Below are 22483 nucleotides of genomic sequence, written 5' to 3' on the forward strand. Positions count from 1 at the left end.
GCTCTATCCTCCTCGATCGATACCCTATCAGCGTGTAAACCATGTTTGCGGTTTATGATGTAAAGGATGAATGCGGTCTGTACCGTCTCACCGACTCCCCCTCCAGGGGGGAGTGATAGAGTTCTACTGGCAGCCTTGTGCTGGCCTCAAGCACTCCCCCCTTGAGGGGGAGTCGCAGAAGCCGAGCCGGATGGCGAGGGCTGATGCGGTGGGGGGCAAGGCTCGGCTCCGGACCGCTCAAACCCATCCCCATCGTTTGCGGAGAAACCACTCCGAACACAGTAGAGCTCCCAACAGTATGAAAATAAAGGGCATGTCCCACAGTGGCAGCACCTGGAGCACCGTGTTGGGGCTGTCTGCATAGGTGATTTCCTCCGGTAGTCCAGCGGCGTCCCCCAAGGCGTAGTGGCGCCCGCCGGTTTCCCGAGCGATCCGCCGGAGAAAGCGGGGGTTGGCCTCGGCGTCGAAGAACTCGCGATGAGTCCGGGTGACCAGAAAGAAGGCCTCGGCCGATTCCGACCTCAGCCCGTCTCGGGATGCCTTGACACTGACTTGGTGGATGCCACTTTCGCTGGGTTGAAACCGACCTGCGTAGTCGATGCCGTTCCGGCGCAGGGCCAGCCGGTCGGTCGCGGCTCCGGGCGAAGCGATGGTGGCTACCACGTCCCGATCACCGGCCGGGTTGAAGAAAGCATCCTTGACCGCAACCTGGATCCCAACCGCATCCTCATCCTGATAGATGTTCCGATCGAATGTCACCTGGAGGGGATCGGAGGATGAGGCCACCAGCCATCGCAGGAGTTGACGCCAGAAGGTGGTGTGGGTCCGATCGGTGTGCGGCAGTCCCATCTGCCAGTGCCATGAGGTCGCCGGCATGAAGGCGATGGCCCTCCCGCTACCGAAGCGATGGGCGGCCAGCAGGATGGCCCGGCGTCCTCCGCGTCCGCCGCGGGCCAGCACCGCTGCTCCCGGCTTGGCGCGCGAGATCCGGTTGTAGGCGGAGATCGGCGGCAGGTTTCGCCATCGCCGGAGGTTGGCTGCAGGGTCGGAAACCAGTTGAAGGACAGGATGTTGTCTACCATAGGCCGTCGGATCGAAGTTCAACCCATCGGTGACGTAGGAGCTTTCCGCGTCCCGGTCTCCGAGATGCACCGGCAACATGTTGGCGATGTCGGTGCCGGCATATCCTCCGGCGTCGAAGGAGCTGCGCCCTCCCAACATCATGAATCCACCACCGCGCTCACCCACGAAATCCACGATCGTCTTCTGTTGGGACGGGGTGAAGAAGCCGGATTCGATGCTGCCCAGGATCAGCCCCTTGTAGGGATAGAGTTGGTCCGGGGTCTGGGGAAATCCTGCAGCCAACGTGTCCTCACCTTCAAGTCCCTGGTGGTAGAACTTGTTGTCAGAGGTTCGGAGGAGGGTCACCAGTTGGAGGTTGCGGTCTTTTTGGAGAGCTCGTCGGATGAACTTGAATTCCCAGCGCGGCGTTCCTTCCAGATAAAGGATCTTGGGGCGGGAGTCCTCCACGTGGAGCAACAGGTGCCGGCGGTTGTTGCGCTGGATGGCTTCACCGGGTTGGGGCGCCACCGAGACCGTGTAGTGCTTCAGACCCGTCCCTTCCGGCTTCAGGCTCAGCTCGACGAGCTGGCTGGTATCGGACCCGTTCAGGGTAACCGGTTGGGAGGCGACGAGCGTTCCCGACTCCCGGACCTCCACCGAGACTATCCGGCCGGGATACCCGACACTGGTCAGGGATACCACCCCTCGGGTGGAGGATCCCGGAAGGATTCGCGGGGCAAAGGTGACTTGCGACACCTGGATGTCCTTGCCGAGGCTCTCCCGGCCGACCGCCACCGTATGGACGGGAATCCGTTCCCGCCGGAAGTTTTCCAGGACCTGCGGCAGTTTCCTGGAAAGATTGTCGGCGCCGTCGCTGAGGAGGACCACACCGGCCAGGGGTTGGCCCTCTCCCCGGTGATTTCTCACGGCGGATAGAGCGGCCTCGAGACTGGTGCCGCTCCCGGTGGGAGGAAGATTGGAGCCCGGCTGGATTTCCCGGATATCGCGGTCAAAACGGAGTATCTGGAGCTGGAAGCGTTCTTCCAGATCGGCCAGGACACTTCCCGCTCCTGGATCGAGCCACCCGAGCGCTGCCTCCCAGCGGCTCCGACCCGAGTCGTGGGCGAGCGTCATGCTCTGGGAGCCGTCGATGAGAAGGGCGATTCTACTTTTTCTGGGAAGATGGGTGGAGACCCGGAGGGAGGGGCGAAACAGTAACACCAGCAGCAGGATCAACGTGAGCGCCCTCAGGACGATCAGCAGTTCCGGCCTCCACCGGGCCTGGCTCCCGGACGACCGGCGACGGTAAGCCCAGAAGGCCGCGCCGCCCGCCAGCGCCACTGCCGGCAGGAGCCACCAGGCGGAAACAGGGCTGTCGAAGGTGAGATCGCCTTCACGGAAAAGGAAGAACCGGTACTTGAAGAGAGACTCGAACAACCTGTCCATTGAGGTGGCGCCAATGACTCCGTGACGGCATCGGGTTGGCCCGAACGCCTGGTAAGAAACCCGGCTAATGGGTCATCGAGTAAATGATGTAGTTGATGCCGAGCCGGTAGGCGGCCGAAGAGTACTTCTCGGGATAGAAGGGAACGTCGGCCCACTCCCAGGCATCTCCCAGGTCCGAGTTGAAGTTGACCATGACCTTGAGCTGTCCGTCCCCATCGAAGACACCGCGGAAATGGGGGTTGTAGCCGTCCTTCTCATAGGTGGTGCCGCTGTAGAACATGATGACACCAGGGATTTGAAAGATCTCGTCGATGTCGAAGAAACAGTGGAACATGGGGTGAGAGGTCGGCAGATCCTCGATCCTGCCCCCGGGAAAGACCTTGTGCATTTGACTTTGGAAGTTGGACCATTCCAGGGTGCCGTGGAAGTCGTCCACCACCATGAAGCCGCCCCGCCTGAAGTACTCTCGAAGAATCTCCGCCTCTTGTTCCGAAAGCTCCAGATAGCCGACTTCGACGGCGTACAGGAAGGGGTAGTGAAACAATTCCGGTGAGGTGATGGGAACGTAGAATTGAGATTGGCGGACATCCAGGTTGGTCAGTCTCCGGATGCCCGCAATGAAGGTGACGTCCGCCTTGGGCGCATCGGTCGCCCAGGCCCCGAAGCGCCATCCCGACCCCCCGCGGAACACCAGGCGGGCAAAGGTGAACTCCTTTTTCGGCAGCTTGGCCTGATTGTCGGACTGGAGGGGGACTCCTTCCGGGCCTGCCCGGTTCGTTTCCCCATCCGGGCGTTGGGCGGCCTGCGCCAGCAGTGCCGCCAGCAGGAGAACTCCGGCCAGGCCTCGGGACCAATGGAATGAGTTAGCCATGGTTAGGACACCGGTTTTTCGGGGGTTACCGCCATCTGCAGCACAGGTTGAGTATAGGTTGAAAGACAGGCCAGGACAACCGGGGGGACCGCGATCACTCGGCCCGGGAGAGCTGCACCGGCCGGAGGTCAGGATAGGGTGAGGAGACGCGCCGGGTGTTGTACTCCCGAAGATAGCGGCGGTGGCTGGGCGTGTCGGGATAACCCTCGGCCTTGCCGTAGGGATACTTCGTCATCCCGTGAAAGGGAAGCGGTGTTACGAATTCGGGGGCGGCCGAGTGGGGATCCATGTCCTTGCCGAAGCCGTCGGCATAGAGCAGGAAGGTCCGCTGCCAATCCTGCGGGAGTTCAGGCAGGCCGGTGGCGTCGTAGTCCAGGTGAATTTCATCTCCGTTTCTCATGATGACGTAGCGGTCGTCCCGGTCGTGGAGCAGCTCCGTCACCGGGCCGAACCGGGTGTAGTTTCCCATGTGGCTCTTCCAGGGCGCCGTGGGGTGGATCCATCCGTAGTCGTATATCAGGGGGCGGCGGCCGTCGGGACTGTACTCCCGGGGAAATCCGCGAAAACGGAGGTCGGCTGACTGAGGGGACAGCCGGTGCTGGCGCAGGGTCGGCGGTTCCGGGTAGGTGTTGACCAGGATCTGGTCCCAGTAGATTCGCATGCTGGTGACGATTCGGACCCGGTAGTCGTCGGTGAGAAACTTGCCGCTCAAATCCACCACCATGGTCTTGGGCAGACCGGCCGGGAACCCCATTTGAGGGATGACCGTCCGCCAGTCTCCCTTTTGGTCCTTGACCTGCAGGTAGGGTGGCACCAGCCTGGCCTGGGACTGGGAGGCCTGATAGTTGGCGGTGGAGTCGGCATAGTCGATCCAGGCGGTCATCAGCAGCGTCACCGGAGTCCGATCGGAAAGGTCTCCCAGGTCCAGGACGAGGGAGTGCTCTTCCGCATATCCCTTGAAGGGCAGGAGGCGAAACCGGTCGGGGTATCTTCGGTCCACCCGACTGATCAGTGGGAGGACGTCGCGGCCCTGGTGATCCCGGGCGGAGACGGGCGGCCGGGCTCCCCGGGCCGCATAAATCCTGAATTGGGGGTAGGGCGGTCCCGGCATGAGCCGTTCGTTGGGGTAGAGCTGCAGCTCCTCGGGGTGGTCCAGCACCAGCAGTTCGGCCTGGTCGATGTAGAGCACTTCCTCCAACTGGTTGTTGATTCGCAGCGAGTAGCGGCCGTCGCGGGCCTTGAGCTGGGAGGAATCGATTCTGATGTATTCGTCGGTGTCGGGCGTGTTGTAGCGCCCCGGGCTCAGCAGGTAGCCGATGGCGCAACCACCCAGGAAGTCGGTGACGAACTGGTAGCGGCGGCCGTTCCAGGTGTAGAGCAGTGGGCAGGAGGTTCCCTTGCGGTCCAGCTCGTTCACCAGGCGGACTCGGTTGACTGGCAGATCCGTCTCCGACTGCAGCACCCCTCCCGGCCAGAGCAGCCGCAAGGCGTCCACCGAGTTGCGCTGTCCCAGGCCGAAGAGAACTTCCGGGGGGCTCTGGGAAAGATAGCCGCTGCCTCCGTTGATCTCCACCTTCTGCCAAAGGGTGCCCGACTTGACCTCCACTTTGGTTCCAATGCCCGACTTGTTGCTGTTGGTGCCCTTCAGGCGGATCTTCACCCACCGATTCCGGTTCCCACCCTGGTTGCGTAACAGCAGCGGGCGGCCGCCGTTGACCGTCAACAGGAGATCGGTGTCCCCGTCGTTGTCGTAGTCGCCCAGGGTCGCGCTGCGGAAGGCCCGGTCCCGAAATCGGTCCAGACCCGACTCCGCTGTAGCGACCTCGAAACTGCCCTCTCCCCGGTTCCGATACAGCTCCAGGCCGGAACCCTTGGGAGAGGCGCCGGGAGCCGGGCCCCGGACCTCCAGCACATCCAGGTCGCCGTCGTTGTCATAGTCGAAGGCATGGCTGGTCCAGCTCCGGTTCCTGGCGGAGATGCCGGGGAAAGCCAGCTCATCGGCCCGAAATTCCTGCCTCCCCAGGTTGCGTACCCAGGTGAGCGGACCACTCACGGGACCCAACAGGAAATCCATGCGCCCGTCCTTGTCCAGGTCGGCCGTGGAGACGCTGTGGGCCGGCAGCGAGGACAGGTGGTCCAAGGGTTTGCCCAGGTCCAGGAAGGTGCCCACCCTCTGGTTGCTGTAGAGCCGATTGGGCCCGCCAACCGCTACAGTCCAGAAGTCCACGTCCCGCCGGTTGTCGAAGTCGGTGAATACCACCGAAAACAGCCGGTCCCCGGGCGCAAGCACCCGGGCCGACTCGGCCAGGTCGGTAAATACTCCCTCGCCGTTGTTGCGAAAGAGGTGGGTTCCACCTGCCGCGGCGTTGTCCGGAGAGTCCCCGGATTTCCGACCGGCAGACGAACCTGCGTCCTGGAATCGACCCACGTAGATATCCAGATCTCCGTCATGGTCGTAGTCGGCCAGGGCGGCCGCCAGATGCCAGTGGTTGCCCCCGGCGACGCCGGCTGCCGCCGTCCCGTCCGTGAAGGTTCCGTCCCCGAGATTGCGATAGAGTCGGTTGGCTCCGTAATTGGTCAGAAACAGGTCGGTGTGGCCGTCGTTGTCCAGGTCGCCCCAGTAGGCGCCCATGCCGCAGTCCCGATGGTCGATACCGGCCTGCCGACTCACCTCCTCGAAACGCCCCAGGCCGTCGTTGCGATAGAGCAACCCGCCCGATCGGGCTGCGTCCGGGCCGCAGCGGGCCAGATAGAGGTCCAGGTCTCCGTCCGCGTCGTAGTCCCCGAAGGCGGCTCCCGAACCCATGCGGGCGGCCCTCTGGCGAACCGGATCGGCCGGATCGACTTTCACCGGAGGGGTTGAGTCGGAGCGTCCCGTTTGCCTGCCGGCAGATTGCTGAAGGGTCAGGCCTGCTTCCCGGCCGACCTCGGAGAATCGGACGGGCGTCTCAGCGTCGGCAGAGGGCGGCTGCGGGAGCAGGTCCTTGATTTCGGAGTACTCGCCGGTGGCCAGCATGTACTTGCCCTGCTCTCCATATTGAGTGCCGGTGGAGCTCATGCCGCCGCTTTCGCGCAGCCCCAGGAACCTTTGCATCACCTTCTGTCCCTCGTCCCGATTGCCGCCGCGCAGCAGGCTCATGGCCAGGCTGTAGTGGGCGGCTGTGTCGTAGGGGGAGAGCTGAACCACCTGCCTCAGCACTTTTTCCGCCTGGTCGTACTCCTCGCGTTTCAGGAGTATCTGGCCGACCTGATAGAGCGTGGGCGGGTCTAGCGGATCCTGGAGTAGAATTTTTCGGAAGGATTCCAGAGCAAGCTCCAACCGGTCCTGGTTCTTGTGGATGAGGCCCATGGCAAACAGGGCGGTCGGCTGGCCGTCATTCAGGCTCAAAGCCTGCTTCAAGAGCTTTTCCGACTCCTCCAGTTGCTGGAGGTAGAAGTGCGCCAGCCCGCTGTTGACGATGGCGGGCAGGAAGTCCTGGCGGATGGTCCGGCAGCGGGCGAATTCCTCCAGGGCCTTTTCGTGATGGAACTGCTCCAGCAGCGCGATGCCGATATTGTTGTGGTAGATCAGGCGGGCTTCGGCCGAAGTGGATTCCTCAGCCGATTCCGCGTCGGCGGCTCGGAGGGAACCGGCAGGCCCTACAGATTGGCAGCCAATCGGTCCCAGGGCCAGGACGACCACCAGGAGCAGGTCGAGGCGCCGGTTGTGGTTGAAGGAGGTCCGTCGGGCTTCGTGTCTATTTGTGTTCATTCGTGGTTTGTCTTCCAGAACGATGAGTTTTTTGCAAAATTCGTAGCGGGGCAGGTCATTTTGCCGACACACGTGTTGTTCTGCCTTTTTCAATATCGGGTGCGACCTGGTGAGCAATGCGGGCTCACCACAAAAAGCACAAAAGTCACAAAACGAATTTTTTGATATCACACAAAGCCCGCAGGCCTTGGTCGTTCCACACCGTTCGGCTCTTTTTGTGTTTTTGTGCCTTTTGTGGCCATTCCCGGCAATGGTCCCGCCGCCAAATGGTGCAAACGCCTCCGATAACCATCGGCTGTTTATTCTCGAATGATCCGCACAGCAGGGCGGGGCAGGACTTATTTCTCGACCAGTCCCTTGCCTTCCCGAATCACGATTCGCTGATTGGGGGCGAGATTGGTCAGCTTGTCCACCGACCCGCTGGGCCAGAGAACCTCGAGTGAGAGAATCTTGTCCGAACGGCCCAGGCCGAAGGTCACCGGGAGTTCGCTCTGGGAGCAATAGCTGCTGCCGCTCTTGACCCGACGCCACAGTCGGCCGTTGGCAAGCTGGACGGTCACCTTGGCCCCGATGCCGTCCCGGTTGCTGGAGGTTCCCACCGTCTTGACCCGCAAGTAGCGGTTGGGGTTGTCACTCTCGTTTTTCCAGAGCACTGCCGGGCCGCCGTTGGTGGTCATCAACAGGTCCAGGTCGCCATCGTTGTCATAATCCCCGTAAGCGCCGCCGCGCCCTACTCGGGGCTGCACGAAGTCAGATCCCACCCGATGAGCAACCTCGACGAATCCCTTGCCCTGATTGTGGAACAGGTGGGGCGGCTGGGGGTATTTTACCCGCCGCTGAACCTTGTTGATGTCGTTCTCCACATGGCCGTTGGCGACGAAAATGTCCAGCTTGCCGTCCAGGTCGAAGTCAAAGAAGAAACAGGCAAAGGCCAGCGTCAGCAGGCTTGACTGCCCCACCTCGGAGGTGGGAGCGTCGTCCACGAACAGCCCCTGGCCTTCGTTGTGGTAGAGATTCAGCATCTCGTTGGAAAAGTTGCCGATAACCAGACTGGGCAGTCCCGATCCGTCGTAGTCGGCCGCGTCCACCCCCATGGCCCCCCGAACGGTCCCGTCCTCGCTGAAGGCCACGCCGGCCGAGATTCCCTCGTCCCTGAAGGTGCCGTCTTTCCGGTTGATGTAGAGCTTGTTGGGTTGAGTATCGTTGGCCAGCAACAGGTCCGGCCAGCCGTTGTCGTCGGCGTCGAAGACCGCCACGCCCAGTGCCTTGCTGGTGGAGTCCAGCAGTCCGGCCTTGCGGGTGACGTCGGTAAAGGTGCTGTCGCCCCGGTTCCGGTAGAGCCGGGAGGAAACACCGGGATAGGACTCGGGGGTGCAGTAGGACTTGTTGACGCCGTCCAGGCTGCAGCGGATGTCGGTTTCGATGGACCACTCCACGTAGTTGGTGACGAGCAGGTCCAGGTTGCCGTCCCGGTCATAGTCCAACCAGGCCACGCTGGTGGCGAACTCGGGATTCCCCAATCCGGCCTCGCGGGTGACATCCCGGAAGGTGCCGTCTCTTTGATTGCGAAAGAGTCTATCGGGGCCCAGGGCGCTCACGTACAGATCCACCCAGCCGTCGTTGTCGTAGTCGCCGGCAGCGCAGCCCATTCCGTAGATCTCAAGATCGAGCCCGGCCTTGCGGGTCATGTCGCTGAAGGTCCCGTCCTTGTTGTTGAGGTAGAGGGCCATGGTGGAACGGCGGCCTTGGCTCCCGGGCCAGTTCTTGCCGTTGATCAGCAGAATGTCCTGCCAGTCGTCGTTGTTGTAGTCCAGGAAGGCAACTCCCGAACCCATGGTTTCAGGGAGGTACTTTTTCCCGAAGGCGCCGTTGTTGTGCTCAAAGGCCAGCCCTGCCTCGAGGGTGGCGTTGATGAACTGCACCGGGAAGGGCTTGGAGGCGCCGCCGGCCTGCAGCCCTACCTGCCGGCAGAGCAGGGTCAGCACCAACAGGGACAGGACGAGCAGGGCGGGGCGTCCTGGCCCGCCGCCTTCAGCGCTACCGCATGTCATGGAAGGGATCATGAATCGGAGTTGGCCGCGGGGGCCGGGACCTGGCTGGAGGAGTAGCTCTTGTCGACGGTCAGCCCCGGCTCCAGCGGGGCGGACCCGTGCTCGTGGATGGGTTGGCGTTCGTTGTTGGCCTCGGGGTGAAGCCGGCGCACCGGTCCGGTGATGAACTGGGAGGATTCGTCAGCCTTGAATCTCAAATAGAGTTGGCGCTCCCGCTCGGCCAGCTCCTTCTGGCCCAGCCCTCGATAGCAGAGCATCAGATTGTAGTGGGCCTGCAGGTCTTCCGGGTCCACCTCCAGCACCTGGAGGAATTCCTTGACCGCCTCGGCATACTGCCGCTTCAGGAAGAGAATGCGGCCGGCCTGGTTTCTGACCACTCGATCGCGGGGATATTGAGCCAGGGCCCGCCGAAAATGGACCAGGGCCTCGTCGTACTTTCCCTGGGTCTTTAAGGTCAGGCCGTAGAAATAATGGCTCTTGGCCAGGTCCGGATCCACCTCCAGCGCTTTTCGCAGCACCTCCTGAGCGCCCTCGGTGTTGCCCTCCCGCACCCGCGCCCGAGCCACGTTCACCCAGCCGTCGGCAAAGTCGGGGTCCAGCCTGGTGACGGTGAGAAAGGCCTGCTCGGCGGCCTTGAGGTCCCCCTGCAGCAGGAGGCCTATCCCGTAGTCGTTCCAGCGGATCAGGTCGTCCCGGTCCATGGCCGACTCCAGCTCCGGCGGGTCGGCGCGCCGGTCCAGGACGTTCAGCTCGGTCCGGTCCTCGGCCATGACCACGATGGGCACCCTGGGGATCTCCTTGAGCTTGCCCGAGACCTGGGACAAGTCCCCCTGGAAGATCCAGCGCCCGTCGTCGTAGCCCTTGTCCAGTCCGAAGTCCAGGTGGGTCGGGTCCCGGATGCCGGCATAGGCCCACTGCGTATTCCACCAACTGAACTTGCGATAGTTCACCCTGGCCGTGAGCGTGATCCTGTCGCCGCTATTCTCAGGCACCTTGAGGCGGAACCGTACCGTGTCGGCGGCTCCGGGGGGGATCAGGCGGACATACAAGGTGGAGCGGGCCGCCCAGGCATTCCGCTTGTTGATGAGGTTGCCGTGCTCGTCCAGCAGGTAGGCCCGGTACATGTGGGCGCTCTCTTCCACGGGGCCCTCTCCGTTGTCCTCCACTCGGCCGCTCCAGAAGATCACCTGCCCCCGGTCGTCAACGGCCTGAAGCTCCACCCAGACGTCGAAGGCGTCCACGGTTCCGCCGGGGAAGAAATGGCCGACGTTCAGCGTCCTCACCACCACGTCCACTCGCACCGAATCCCCGCGCCGCACGGTGGCTCCAATCTTGTCGAGGGGCGCCACCACTTTGAGTGGAGGAGTGGTGACCATGCCCCGGGCGCCGAAGGATTCCGACTCCTCGCCCACCGCAAAGGTGCTGGAGAGTTGCAGGCTGGCGCCGGTCCGGCCGGAAGATTCGGCCGCCTCCACCGGATCGCCCAAGGCCATGGCGAAAATGTCGATGCCGACCTGCTTGTCCTGCAGGAAGTCGATGGTGGTCTGCAGCTGCTTCTGGTCCTGGTTGGCCAGGGGCACGGCCGTATTGGCGCCCGGAAACCGGTGAGAGTGGACCTTGCCGTCGATGTTCCCCAGGTCGTCGGAGTCCACCAGGGGCATGTGGCAGTCCACGCACTTGCGGGGCTGGGGCGGGTAGTAGAAAGAGCGGGCCCCCTGGCCGGAAACGCCGCTGGCCTGCCAGTTGTCGTAGTCGTTGAAACCTCGCAGCCAGCGATAGTGGTTCACCGGAAAATCCAGATGGACCTTGTGGCAACTGGAGCAGAATTCGGCCGTGTCCTTCCTGTGGAAGGGCTTCATGAAGACCTTCTTGTGAGGGCCGGGATCCGCCATGATCAGAAAATCATGGAACCACTGCAGGAGAGCATTGTCGCTGGTGGCCATGTCATGCAGGGGGGGATACTCGATGACCAGCGCCCCGTTTCCCATGCTGCTGGTGATCCCGACGATGGAGTGGCAGGACGTGCAGGCCAGACCGGCCTGTGCTTCCGGGGTGTCGATCTGCTCCCGGATGGGGGTGTCGAATCTCCCGTTGAAGAACACGGCATGGTCGTGGCAGCCGGCGCACCACTTGGAGGGCTGGGTGCCGACCACATCCTGCATGTATTCGATGGATTTGCGGTACCACTGATTGTTGAAGGAGGAGAAGTGGTGCATGGAGGAGTACCACTGCTCGTAGATATCGGGATGGCACCGCTGGCAGGTGTGGGAAGTCATGAAGAAATCGGAGGGGATCAGGTCGCCGCTGGTGGTGGTGGATGAGGAGGGGAAGAAGGGACTCTTGGGTCCGTCTCCCTCCTCTTCCATGGAGAGCGGCGTGCGGGTCGGGTTGCGGATGCGGTCGGCCTCGTCCGGGAAGTAGCGCTCGTAGCCGGCCAGGAATGCCGGAATCAGCACCAGAAGCGCTGCGGCCACGCCATAGCGCCGGCGCGCCATTCCCACAAGGCCTACTCGATAGCTCTCTCTCCACCAGGTTTGAACGGCAAAACCCGCCAGGACAAAGGCCAGCAGCGCCAGGCCGATGTGTACGTGGAGGATCCAGCGATGGGGTTGGGTGTTGCCCACCACCAGCAGCGCCAGGGCCGGAATCGAGCTGGCCAGAAAACAGACCAGTGCCCAGCGGACCACCGGGATCATCCTTCTGAAGCGGGTCAGCAGGTACCCCAGTGCGATTGCGGTCAGGACCAGGCCCAGGCCCAGATGCAAAGTCAGGTTGGAGATGTAGAAAAGGTTGGGCTCGGCATGGGGCCACAGGTAGGCCCCGTTGACGGCCAGCAGGAGAAAGGCGTAAAAGCAAATCAGACCAAACCTGTTCACCAGACCACCCGTTCCCCCCCTGTCCTCTACAACATCAGTTTAGCAGGGGACCGGGGTTGCGGCAAATGACGCTACGGTTGGCAAATCACCGGCCATAACGATTCCGAGGACCGTTTAGAAATTCCGGTGGGTGTACTCCCAGGAGTCCTTGGGTGGCCGGCGGCTTTGGCATCAAGGGCCGGGAGGGTCAGGGTCCAATTGGGCGAGAGGCCGGGCGCCCAGGGACTTCAGTTCCAGGGCCAGGCCGGCCGTCATGAGGTAGACCCTGTCCGCGCGGGAGGCTGCCACCTGGTTCACCCGTCCCAGGGCGTCCCTGTAAGCGCGGCCCAGAGTCGAAGAGGGCACGATGCCTTCTCCGACCTCGTTGCTGACCAGTATCCAGGTTGCATGGGTCTCTTCGACGAGATCCATCAATTCCCGAGCGGAATCCTGAATGCGACTTTCCGCGCCCACATGATCCTGCCGCTCGAGCAGCAGGTTGCTGACCCAGAGGGTGAGGCAGTCCAGCAGGAAGGTGTCGTAGCGGTCCAGAAGGGGGCGAAGCGCGGCTACCAGGTCGCGGGGCTCCTCCAGCGTGTCCCAGCCCGCCGGTCGTCGCTCGCGATGGGCGGCGATTCTCCGTCTCATGTCCTGGTCGCGAGCCTCCGCCGTTGCCACGAACAGCACCCGGCCGCCCCGGCGAGCCAGTCTTTCGGCAAAGGCGCTCTTGCCCGAGCGCGCGCCTCCAAGGATGAAAACGAGTTCTTTCTTCAAGGATGCAATCCCGCAATCCGATAGACCGAGTCCATGTCCAGGTGCCGACTGACCAGGTCGGCCAGCCGGTCATATTCCCTCTCCATGTCCAGAACCGCCCCTGCGGGGAGGGACACGTTTTTTGCGCCGGCCAGATACAGCAGCAGGTTGCGACGAAAATCGTGGTTGTGGAACAGGCCGTGGATGTAGGTGCCCAGGGTCAGACCCTCCGAATCCAGAGCGCCATCGGGATCGTCGGACGGCCTGCCGGAGCGCTTCCGAATCCGGAACGGACCGGATCCGGCGCCGCGGGTCCGCCCCATGTGGATCTCATAGCCTGAAATTGGACTTCCCTGGCTGCCGGTCATCAGTCCGCGCCCCGATACTATCTCGGCCTCGATCTGGCAGGTCGCCTTGTTTGGCTCGAATACCGTTTTGACCGGCAGCAAGCCCAAACCGTCCGTTTGAGGAGAGTCCGATTCCACCCTCTCCGGATCGAGGATGCCAAGCCCCAGCATCTGGTAGCCTCCGCAAAGGCCTACGACCGGCCTTCCGGCCCTGCGATGTGCCGACACCGATCGGTCCAGTCCCCGTTGCCGCATCCACTTCAGGTCGGCAACGGTGGCCTTGGACCCGGGAATGACGATCAGGTCGGGGCAACCCATCCGGCCGGGACTATCGACGTATCGAAGGCAAACGCCGGGCTCTCGGCGCAGCGGGTCGAAGTCGTCGAAGTTGGCGATGCGGGGCAGCCGGATGACCGCGATATCCAGGGGCGCCTCCGATTCAGGCCGGGCCCCTTCCGGATTCTCCAATCCCACGGAATCCTCTTCAGGCAGGATGACGTCGGTGAAAAAGGGCAGGACGCCGGCGGTGGAAATTCCGGTGCGCTGCTTCAGGCTTTCCAGTCCCGAGTCCAGCAGGGAGGGATCTCCGCTGAACTTGTTGATGACGAAGGCCCGGATCAGAGCCCGTTCCTCCGGCTCCAGCAGCGCCACCGTGCCGAACAGGGAAGCGAAGACGCCGCCCCGGTCAATGTCTCCCACCAGGATCACCGGCGCCTCGGCGTAACGCGCTACCCGCATGTTGACGATCTCCTGTTCCCTCAGGTTGATTTCGGCGGGACTGCCGGCACCCTCGATGACGACGATGTCGTTGCTCTCTCCCAGGGTGTCGAGCGATCGAGCGACCAGCGGCCACAGTTGCGGCGTCAGGTCCCGGTATTCTGTGGCAGAGGCCACGCCCAGGGGCTTTCCCATGGCTACCACCTGGGAGCGGCACCGGTCCTGAGGTTTCAGCAGGATGGGGTTCATCTCGACGCGTGGGATCACCCGGGCGGCATCGGCCTGCACCGCCTGTGCGCGGCTGAACTCGCAGCCGTCCGGGGTCACGAAGGAGTTGAGGGACATGTTCTGCGCCTTGAAGGGAGCTACCCGAAGGCCCTCCCTGGAGAAAATGCGGCACAGGGCCATGACCAGCAGGGACTTGCCCGCGTGAGAGCCGGTGCCCTGCACCATCAGAACTTTGCCCATAGTGCGCTCTCATCCCTTGGGAGACGATCCGGGCCAGCCTGTCGAGTCCGCCCTCTCCACTGTCCCGTCACTCTCCGAAGTCCTCTCCCAGGTGGCTGGTGTCGTTGAGCAGATCCACCACGGCGCTGCCGTCGTCGAAGACACTGACCACGGAAAGCCCGGCATTGGCAAAGCGGAACTTCCACATCTTTTGAGCCGACAGACCCAGCAGGCGGGCAATCAGGGCGCGCAGCATGCCGCCGTGAGTGACCACCAGGAGGTTGCCGCCGCTGTCGGTGCGGGTCTCCCGCAGCCGGTCGACGACGGTATCGGCGCGTGAGTAGAGCTGAAGATCGCTTTCTCCACCGGGAGGCGCGAAGGAAGGGTCACCGGCCATTGTCCAGGTGCGGTAGAGGTCGGGGAAACGGGCCTCCACCTGGCGGAAGGTGAGTCCCTCCCAGGCTCCGAAGTTCTTCTCCCGCAGTTCCGGCATCTCTTGCAGCCGGACGTCGTTCCTTCCCGGCAGGATGCCCGCCGCCGTTTCCGAGCAGCGGCGCAGATCACTGCAGCGAGCCTCTGCGAAGGGGACCGATGCCAGGCGCACGCCAAGACGTCGGGCCTGACGTTTGCCGGCTTCGTTCAGGGACGGGTCCGACTGCCCCTGGATTCGACCCCGAGCATTCCATTCCGTTGTTCCGTGTCTGACCAGAAAGCATCTACTCATGGTTGTCTGAGACGGCTGCGGCCGCCTTCAGGGCCTGAACCAGCCGTCGGTTGTCCTCGGTGTTTCGTACGGCCACTCTGATGTGCTCCGGCAATCCGAAGGAGCTGCAGTCTCGCACGCAGACCTTGTATTGCTTCAGGAGTTTCAAGCGCCAGCGGGAGGCCTGGCCCACCCGGATCAGCAGAAAGTTTGCGGCCGACGGCAGGTATTCCAGGCCTATCTGGCTGAGGGTGCTTGTGAGGAATTCCTTCCCGGCCCGCACCATGCACAAGCCCGTTTCGACGTGCCGTGGGCGGTCGAGAGCGGCAATTCCGGCGGCCTGGGCCGCGGCATTGACACTCCAACTGTACTGGAATTTGCCCACGCGAGCGACAATCACCTCCGGGGCCAGCATATAGCCGAGCCGCAGCCCGGCAAGTCCGTAGTCCTTGGTCATGGATCGGAGCAGCGCCACGTTTTCCATGCGCAGCAATGGTTGCGACCTCCAGGGTTCCTCGACGAAAGCCCGATAGGCCTCGTCCAGAACCAACAGGCCGCGGTCCCCCAGAGTGTCGGCAATCTGTCGCACCTCTCCTTCTCCCAGGTATGTGCCGGTCGGGTTGTTGGGGTTGCAGACGAAGACCAGGGAAGGCTTGAGGCCGGAGATACGGTGCAAGGCATCGGGCAGATTCCACCGGAATTCTGTCTCGCGGTTTGACGGAATGGACACGGGAGAGACGCCTTCCAGACGGCAGGCGGCAGCGTATTCCCCAAAGGTCGGGGTAAAGATGACCGCGGTGTCGCCAGGACTCAGGAAGGCCCGGGCAACCAGGTGGATCAGTTCCGTTGAGCCGTTGCCGACCAGAATGGAGCCCGGCTGGAGATCCAGATGCGATGCCAGCGCCCGTCGGAGATTCAGGCAACTTCGATCGGGGTAGGTATCCGGCGGCAGGCTACTCAGGGACTCCTTTACCTCGGGGGCAGCTCCCAGGGGATTGATGCTGGCACTGAAGTCCAGCACCTCTTCCGGGCACAAGCCCAGCAACTCCAGCTCGCGGGCGTTCAGGCCGCCGTGGGTGGGGCCCGCGTGAGTTTCCTCAAAGTGGGCTTGCATGAGTCCTTCAGCCAATGGGCCGTCGAATTGGGCGGCAGCGCGGCTCCCCGGGGCTTCCCTCATTGTCACCAAAGAGCCGGCAACGCCAAAAAACCCGTCACGACCGGCAGAGCGATGCCGGCCGACACGAACAGGACACGTAGCGAGACCCGGATGTCGGAGGAATCGGGATCGGTCAGGCCGTCGCCGATGCGGTAATGGCCGGATTTCGCCAGGGCGACGCCCAGCAGCCCCGACATGGCGCTGATGGTCCAGCCGGCGTTGGGGCTCTCGGTGAGTCGACGATCTCTTCGGACCATGCTCCACCCCCGGCCTGCCGGCAGTCCCAACAGGACGCCGGCGCCCAGCATCAGGACTGCGCTGAGACGCGCCGGGATCAGGTTGGCCAAGTCGTCCAGCCTGGCCGATGCCTTGCCCAGGTACTCATGCCTGCCGTGGTAGCCGATCACGCTGTCCAGGGTGTTCAGAGCACGGTAGGCCACTGCGCCCGGCACTCCGAACAGGGCGAAAGCCAGCCAGGGTCCGATGCAACTGTCGGTCGTATTTTCGGCAACGGACTCGATGGCCGCCATGCTCACCTGGGCACTTGTCAGCGTCCTGGCGTCTCGACTGACCAGGCTTCTCAGGCGGCGACGGGCTTCGGCGATCCTGCCGGATTCCAAGGCCTGCCGGGTGTTTCCGGCGGCCCTTGCAAGACCCTTGACCGTGAAGGTTGTCTTCAGCAGGAACGCGCCACCGGCCAGGTAGGGAAGGGAGCCCAGATCCCTGAGACCCGCAGTAGCCAGCCAGGCCAACCCGGCGAAGCCGAGAGGCGCCAGTACGGCCAGGCCCAGACCCGTCAGGAACGCCGTCAGGGGCCGCTCACCCGTCAGCGCTTTCTTCTCAATCCATGAGGCCAGGGTCCCCATCCACACCACGGGATGGAGCGCCTTGGGCGGCTCGCGGAAGGCCAGATCCCAAACCAGGGCTCCCAGCAGCACGCCGACCTCCAGAGACCACTCGCCCACCTCCACCTGCCCCTCCATTCCTTGCTAATCCAGGTATCCCGCCAGCGGTGACTGCAAGGCAAGGGGCGAGGCTGCCGCGATGACCGCGGCCAGAACCAGTACGGATGCTTCGACAGTCTCGTTGACGGCTCCGTAGATGTCTCCGGTAAGGCCACCCAGCGCCCGTGCCGCCCAGTATCCGACCGCCCAGGAGACGGCGCTGGCCAAGGCGAAAAGGAGAACTCCGGTGGTGCCGGCCAGCCCAACGGCAGCCGACAGCGCCAGGCAGAGACCACCGAACAGGGGCCAACGGCCCCTTTCCCGGAAGAACACCGTGCCCAGGCCCTCCCGCCTGACGTAGGGAAACAGCTCCATCGCCAACAGCATCCCCCAGCGCGACAGGCAGGGAAAGAGTAGCAGGACCGCCTGCCGGTTCATCTGGGGCAGGGTAGCCAAGGCGGTGAGCTTGAGGAGCAGCAGACTGGCGAGTCCCACCACCGCAAAGGCGCCCACGTGGGTGTCTCTGAGTATCTCCAGCCGCCGTTGGCGCTCAAAGCCACCCAGCAGTGCGTCGCAGGTGTCCATGAAGCCGTCCAGATGCAGGGCTCGGGTCAGCAGGGCGAGACCGCCAATCAGCAGAGCGCCGGCCAGCAGAGGAGGAAACTGGCGGTCAAGCGGCGCCGAGTCCGAAGAGAGAAGCGAAAACGACCACTGCAGCAGCCAGTCCGTCCCCGCCAGCACCGATCCGAGCAGCAGCCCGACCAGCGGAAACCAGATGCGAGCCGCAGGGAAATCCTCGGCCGCGTTCCTTGGTCCCAGGGGGAGAATCGTCAGAAAAGCAATGGCGGAACGCAAGCCCTTCATCGGGATGGGCTCTCCGCGGGCGCCTCATTCTTGTCGCGGTCCGACACCCCCGCCTCATCAAAGGTGGCCATCTCGCAAAGGCAGGCCGAGGCGGCTTCAATGACGGGCATGGCCAGCACGGCGCCGCTTCCCTCGCCCAGCCGCATCCCCAGGTCCAGCAGCGGGGACAGCCCCAGGTGAGTCAGGACCACAGGGTGGCCCCGCTCATCCGACCGGTGTGAGGCAATCATGTAATCTCGAGTAGCCGGGCACAGCACGAGGGCCAGAAGCGCTGCCGCTCCCGAGATGAAGCCGTCCAGAACCACCCCTCGCCGCATCGCGGCCCCACCCAGAACCACACCAGCCAGCACACCGAACTCGAAACCTCCCACCTTGGCCAGCACATCGAGGGGGTCTTCAGGGATCGGCCGGTTCACAGAAAGCGCCCTTTGCACCACCTCCACCTTGTGCTCCAGCTCCTCGGGCGTGCGTCCCGTGCCCCTGCCGGTGGTTTCACGCGCGGATTTGCCGGTGACGGTGGCCGCAATGGCGCTGGCGGCAGTAGTGTTGCCGATGCCCATGTCACCCGTGGCGATCAGGTCGGCTCCCGAGCGGGCGACCTCGACGGCGAGATTCACGCCTGCCGCGAGGCACTGCTCCGCCTGGCGGGCCGACATGGCGGGTCCCAGGGTGATATCACCCGTGCCGCGACCCGCACTTACGCGACGGAGGTCCGGGTGGTGCGGGATTTCGCTCGCCACCCCCGCGTCCACGATGATCTGTCGAACGCCCAGCAGCCCTGAAAGGGCGCTGACCGCCGCACCCCCCTCCAGGAAGTTTTGCACCATCTGCCCGGTGACCGCCTGGGGATAGCCCGTGATCCCCTGGGCGACCACGCCGTGGTCGGCTGCCGCCACGATGACGGCCTTGTCTCGGATCCGAGGAATCTCGGTGCCGAAGATCCCGGCCAGTTGAACCGACACCTGCTCGAGGCGGCCCAGGCTGCCTGGAGGCTTGGTGAGACGGAGCTGTCTGGCCTCGGCGCGGCCCCGGGCCTCGGCGTCCGCGGGAGCAACCCGGGCAATGGCTTGGGCGAGAGTGATCGGTTGCATGTTGAAACTCATCGCCAGGGAGATCAAGGACGGGATCCCTCTATCCCCCGTTTGTCGATTTGGGGCAAGACCTCATTAAAAGGAGAACTCCAAACCGGCTGTGCCCGTGGCCCCGGGGTTCAGAAAACCGTTCTCATAGTATTGCCTGTCCAGCAGGTTGTCGACCCGGCCGAAGAAGCGGAGACTGCGGAATTCGGAGAGAGGAAGCCTGTAGCTCGCCCCCAGGTCGAGCTTGGTGATGGGGTCGAACCTAAACACCCGGCTGCTGAAGATGCTGGGGTCGTAGATCGGCGCCAGGGTGCTGCTGGAGGTTACCCAGTCCAGGTTGACGAACAGATTCCTTCCCAGCCACTGGGTTGCCAGCAGGGACCACTGGTGGTCGGGAATCACATAGGATTTCAGAACGTTGCCGATCCGCGGCACCCGCTCGTCCGCGTTGGTGTAGGTGTAGGAAAATCGCAGATCCAGCGATCTGGAAGGACGGACGGTCGTGGTGACTTCGAGGCCGCGGGCCAGTCCCCCCTGGCTGTTCCGGTAGCCGCCGAACCGCCCGAAGGGGTCGGTGGCGGGGTTGATGCCGCCGGAGAAGTCGAACACGATGTTTTCCTGGATGCGGGTGTAGAACCAGGTCAGGGAGGTCTGCACCCGGTTGTCGAACAGGGTCTGGTCCAGGCCGGCGTCGAAGGCCACGGATCGATCGGGACGGAGTCTTGGATCTCCATAGGCCGAGTAGCCGAATCTGGAGAAGTAGGTCCCGAAGCGTTCGTAGAGGGAGGGAGACCGGTAGCCGTTCCCGACATGAGCGCGGAACTTGGTGCCGGTCCGGGCGACGAAATAGGCGATCGAACCGTCCCCGGTATAGGCGGTGGGCGGTGCGTCGAAGGTGAATCCCTGGTAGGGCGCCGTTTCCAAAGGTTCCAGCAGCGGGGTTTGAAGCGAGAACGTCTGGACTCGGAAGGCGGCTGAAAGGTGCAGTCGCCCTTGCAGCAGCCTGAGCTGGTCCTGAATATGAAAGGCGTTGGTGCGCTGAGTGACGTCCGCCAGGGATTCAGGGGAGGGCTGCACGGGAATATTCCGATTGACGAACTGTTCATTTTCGAACTCGTAGCCCGCATCGATGAAGTGGTTGGTTCCCAACTGCTGATGGGTGCGGGCGTTGACGGTCTGCACGCGCCCGTCGAAGTCCGATCGTGTGATCCCGCCAGGCTGGAAGCCGGGTCCTCCGGGGCCGTTGTGATGGATCCGGTCTGTTCGCAGATTCTGATAGGAGAGACTGTATCCTGTCCGGGCTGTCGGCTGTTGGTTGAACCGGACCGCGCTGGAAAGGAAATCGGTGGCCACTCGAGCGTCGGGATCGTTGAGAGTGGGGATGAATGTGGCCGATCCGAGGTTCAGTTCGGACAGGGGCGTCCCCGACTGGTGGAGCTCGACCAGATCAGGAGCCAACGGACGGGCCTCGACAATTCCGGTGGCGGTCAGTCCGGGGGCGCTGCCCGGCGACCGGTTGAGCTGGAGGAAGGTGTCGCCTCCGTAGAATCGTGCCGAGAGGTTGGCCGTCGGAGAAAAGTTCAGATTCAGCCGCCCCTGGGCAGTGGTGTTGCGGCTGGCGTCGTCGCCATCGACGCCTCTGGAAATGTTTCGATGGGCCAGTCCCGTGCTGTAGGTGAACCGGTCCTGTTGGAATCCTCCCGCCAGACGGGCGCGACCATGCAGCCGGCCCAGGGATCCCCCCTCGGTCAGCAGGCTTCCCCGGGTGCGGCCGCCGCCTTCCGCGCTCATCATGTTGACCACGCCGCCTATGGCATGACTTCCGTAGAGGGAGGAACCCGACCCCCGCAACACCTCCACCCGGTGGGTATCGGCAAGCAAAAGATGGGACACAAGGGAGGTGGCGTCTCCCTGGGGCGCGGCCGCGTCCCGGAAGCGCAGGCCGTCAATCAGAATCGAGGTGTTCTCGACCCGCAGCCCGCGGGTTCGAATGGTCGTCTGGGCGCCGGGCGTCCCCAATTGCTGAATGCGCAAGCCGGGAATCGGCCTCAAGGCCTCGGCCAGGCTGGTTTCCCCCCGCTCTTGCATGTCCCTGCTATTGATGACCGTCAGGGCCTTCGATACTTCGTCGACCGACTGCGGCCTCCCCGAGGCCGTGACCACGACTTCCTCTCGGCGCACCGCCAATTGCAGGGCAATGTCCCGCACCAGTTCCTGACCGGCCTCGACTTGAAGACCGCTCAGGGACACGGGAGCAAAGCCCCGGGACTCGACTTCCAGGATGTATTCGCCCGGACGCAGCAGCCGAAAGCGAAATTCTCCCGAGGCATCGGTGGTGACTCTCAGGCGCAGGCCGCTGGACCGGTCATGGAGCGTGACCAGGGTGTCCGGCACAAGTGCTTTTTGGGGATCGGTGATGATTCCGCTGATCGAGGCCGGCTCGACGGCCTCAGCGGTCAGGGTGGCACAGCAGGCGACGAGGCATAAGGCCAGCGTCAACTTTCCGGTTTTGCACTGCATCTGGCAGGTCCTTTCTCCTCCCCCAAGGAGGTGTTCAGGAAGCTTCCCCGATCCGGTCTCCTGACTTGCGGCCGGAACGATCCTACTCTCCGTGCCTTCCCACCTTTCGGCAGTGGCGTGCAGACGGATTTCGTTGCCGCTTACAGTTGCTGGGGCAGTGGCGGACTTTCACCGCGCTTCCCGGAATGTTCAGGGCGCATCCAGTAAGAGGTTGTCATTGGCCTGAGGGGCCATGCGCGGATCTCAGGCTGTCATTGGCAGGCAAGGCTACGAGTGAAAGGCGGACGGAAGAGAATTGACAGGATGGGAGGTGCGGAAAACCTGCTTGCATGTTCGACCCAGCCGCTCTCGTGCGCAGCGTGCCTCGTCAATCCCAGGGCAGGTCTCCTGACTGACAGCTAAGACGCCCGGCCGACTGCCTTCCCATTGCCTCATGCAACAGTGGCCTGCTTCGCCGGCGAGCTCGCTGATCACAGTGGCGCGACCGTGCGGGAATTGCACCCGCTTCCCTATTGGCTCGAATTCGAGCACCTTGGGACCAATGGAGAAATCGTAGCAACGGTCCGAAAGAAGCGTCAAGAGTTTTCTCCCCCTCCGCAGAAACGCGGTCCTGTCGGGAGAGGGCTGCTGGATGGACTGCGGTGAGAGGGACTATGCCGTGGCCGTGCGCCCGACGATACGCCCGCCGCACAAGGCCGCGGCCCGGCAGTTGCCCCCCACCGCATCAGCCATCGCCTGCGGCTCGGCTTTGTGCAATCCATTCATGGTTTACACAATAAACCGCATACATGGTTTACACGGCCAGTCTTCTTTATGTAGGGCTAAGCATATCTCCAAGGGGGTCGATGGGCAACGAGCGGGCGTGCTCCGCAGGGAGGGCGGAGCCCGACCGAAGGAGCACTCCCGGCTTCACTCCC

General features: G+C 63.4%; 13 protein-coding genes and 2 riboswitches. All 13 genes read right to left on the reverse strand.

The genetic code is table 11. The annotated features are described in order from the left end of the window. Positions 1-237 precede the first annotated feature (237 nt). The gene (locus OXI69_09265) at positions 238-2508 is read right to left on the reverse strand and encodes a glutamine amidotransferase (protein ID MDE2666329.1); all 2271 of its coding nucleotides are present in this window, start codon (positions 2506-2508) and stop codon (positions 238-240) included. A gap of 64 nt (positions 2509-2572) precedes the next feature. Further along, positions 2573-3379 carry a DUF4159 domain-containing protein gene (locus OXI69_09270; protein ID MDE2666330.1) on the reverse strand — a complete coding sequence of 269 codons (807 nt, stop codon included), beginning with the start codon at positions 3377-3379 and terminating at the stop codon, positions 2573-2575. Positions 3380-3473: 94 nt separating this feature from the next. After that, on the reverse strand, positions 3474-7130 hold the full coding sequence (locus OXI69_09275; protein MDE2666331.1) for an FG-GAP-like repeat-containing protein: 3657 nt from the start codon (positions 7128-7130) through the stop codon (positions 3474-3476). 338 nt (positions 7131-7468) lie between these two features. Further along, positions 7469-9181, reverse strand: coding sequence for a CRTAC1 family protein (locus OXI69_09280; GenBank protein ID MDE2666332.1), 1713 nt, complete (start codon positions 9179-9181; stop codon positions 7469-7471). A gap of 8 nt (positions 9182-9189) precedes the next feature. After that, positions 9190-12057, reverse strand: a complete 2868-nt coding sequence (locus OXI69_09285; protein MDE2666333.1) for a tetratricopeptide repeat protein — start codon at positions 12055-12057, stop codon at positions 9190-9192. 171 nt (positions 12058-12228) lie between these two features. Next, entirely contained in the window at positions 12229-12810 is a 582-nt protein-coding gene (cobU, locus tag OXI69_09290; protein ID MDE2666334.1) for a bifunctional adenosylcobinamide kinase/adenosylcobinamide-phosphate guanylyltransferase, read from the reverse strand. After that, a complete protein-coding gene (locus tag OXI69_09295) occupies positions 12807-14321 on the reverse strand; it encodes a cobyric acid synthase (GenBank protein MDE2666335.1) in 1515 nt (504 codons plus the stop codon). The genes cobU and OXI69_09295 overlap by 4 nt, the downstream gene beginning before the upstream one ends. Positions 14322-14388: 67 nt before the next feature. After that, positions 14389-15024 carry a histidine phosphatase family protein gene (locus OXI69_09300; GenBank protein MDE2666336.1) on the reverse strand — a complete coding sequence of 212 codons (636 nt, stop codon included), beginning with the start codon at positions 15022-15024 and terminating at the stop codon, positions 14389-14391. Further along, positions 15017-16117 (reverse strand): histidinol-phosphate transaminase, encoded by a 1101-nt coding sequence (locus OXI69_09305; GenBank protein MDE2666337.1) that lies wholly within the window; start codon positions 16115-16117, stop codon positions 15017-15019. The genes OXI69_09300 and OXI69_09305 overlap by 8 nt, the downstream gene beginning before the upstream one ends. A 65-nt stretch (positions 16118-16182) precedes the next feature. After that, complete coding sequence (gene cbiB, locus OXI69_09310; protein MDE2666338.1) at positions 16183-17142, reverse strand: adenosylcobinamide-phosphate synthase CbiB; 960 nt, start codon at positions 17140-17142, stop codon at positions 16183-16185. 6 nt (positions 17143-17148) lie between these two features. Further along, positions 17149-17967 (reverse strand): adenosylcobinamide-GDP ribazoletransferase, encoded by an 819-nt coding sequence (gene cobS, locus OXI69_09315; protein ID MDE2666339.1) that lies wholly within the window; start codon positions 17965-17967, stop codon positions 17149-17151. Then, the gene (gene cobT, locus OXI69_09320) at positions 17964-19049 is read right to left on the reverse strand and encodes a nicotinate-nucleotide--dimethylbenzimidazole phosphoribosyltransferase (protein MDE2666340.1); all 1086 of its coding nucleotides are present in this window, start codon (positions 19047-19049) and stop codon (positions 17964-17966) included. Before cobT ends, cobS begins: the two co-directional genes overlap by 4 nt. An 84-nt stretch (positions 19050-19133) precedes the next feature. Continuing rightward, positions 19134-21566: a TonB-dependent receptor gene (locus tag OXI69_09325; GenBank protein ID MDE2666341.1), complete on the reverse strand. Its 2433-nt coding sequence runs from the start codon at positions 21564-21566 to the stop codon at positions 19134-19136. A gap of 32 nt (positions 21567-21598) precedes the next feature. After that, positions 21599-21789: riboswitch (cobalamin riboswitch) on the reverse strand. Between the two features lie 136 nt (positions 21790-21925). Next, positions 21926-22116, reverse strand: a riboswitch (cobalamin riboswitch). Positions 22117-22483: the final 367 nt, after the last annotated feature.

The organism is Acidobacteriota bacterium (assembly GCA_028875575.1).
Taxonomy (GTDB): Bacteria; Acidobacteriota; Terriglobia; order Versatilivoradales; family Versatilivoraceae; genus Versatilivorator.

What these genes read in the sequence shown, in the direction of transcription:
- OXI69_09265 (MDE2666329.1), bottom strand. Translation starts at nt 2,508, where the DNA reads ATGGACAGGTTGTTCGAGTCTCTCTTCAAGTACCGGTTCTTCCTTTTC.
- OXI69_09270 (MDE2666330.1), bottom strand. Translation starts at nt 3,379, where the DNA reads ATGGCTAACTCATTCCATTGGTCCCGAGGCCTGGCCGGAGTTCTCCTG.
- OXI69_09275 (MDE2666331.1), bottom strand. Translation starts at nt 7,130, where the DNA reads ATGAACACAAATAGACACGAAGCCCGACGGACCTCCTTCAACCACAAC.
- OXI69_09280 (MDE2666332.1), bottom strand. Translation starts at nt 9,181, where the DNA reads ATGACATGCGGTAGCGCTGAAGGCGGCGGGCCAGGACGCCCCGCCCTG.
- OXI69_09295 (MDE2666335.1), bottom strand. Translation starts at nt 14,321, where the DNA reads ATGGGCAAAGTTCTGATGGTGCAGGGCACCGGCTCTCACGCGGGCAAG.
- OXI69_09300 (MDE2666336.1), bottom strand. Translation starts at nt 15,024, where the DNA reads ATGAGTAGATGCTTTCTGGTCAGACACGGAACAACGGAATGGAATGCT.
- OXI69_09305 (MDE2666337.1), bottom strand. Translation starts at nt 16,117, where the DNA reads ATGCAAGCCCACTTTGAGGAAACTCACGCGGGCCCCACCCACGGCGGC.
- cbiB (MDE2666338.1), bottom strand. Translation starts at nt 17,142, where the DNA reads ATGGAGGGGCAGGTGGAGGTGGGCGAGTGGTCTCTGGAGGTCGGCGTG.
- cobS (MDE2666339.1), bottom strand. Translation starts at nt 17,967, where the DNA reads ATGAAGGGCTTGCGTTCCGCCATTGCTTTTCTGACGATTCTCCCCCTG.
- OXI69_09325 (MDE2666341.1), bottom strand. Translation starts at nt 21,566, where the DNA reads ATGCAGTGCAAAACCGGAAAGTTGACGCTGGCCTTATGCCTCGTCGCC.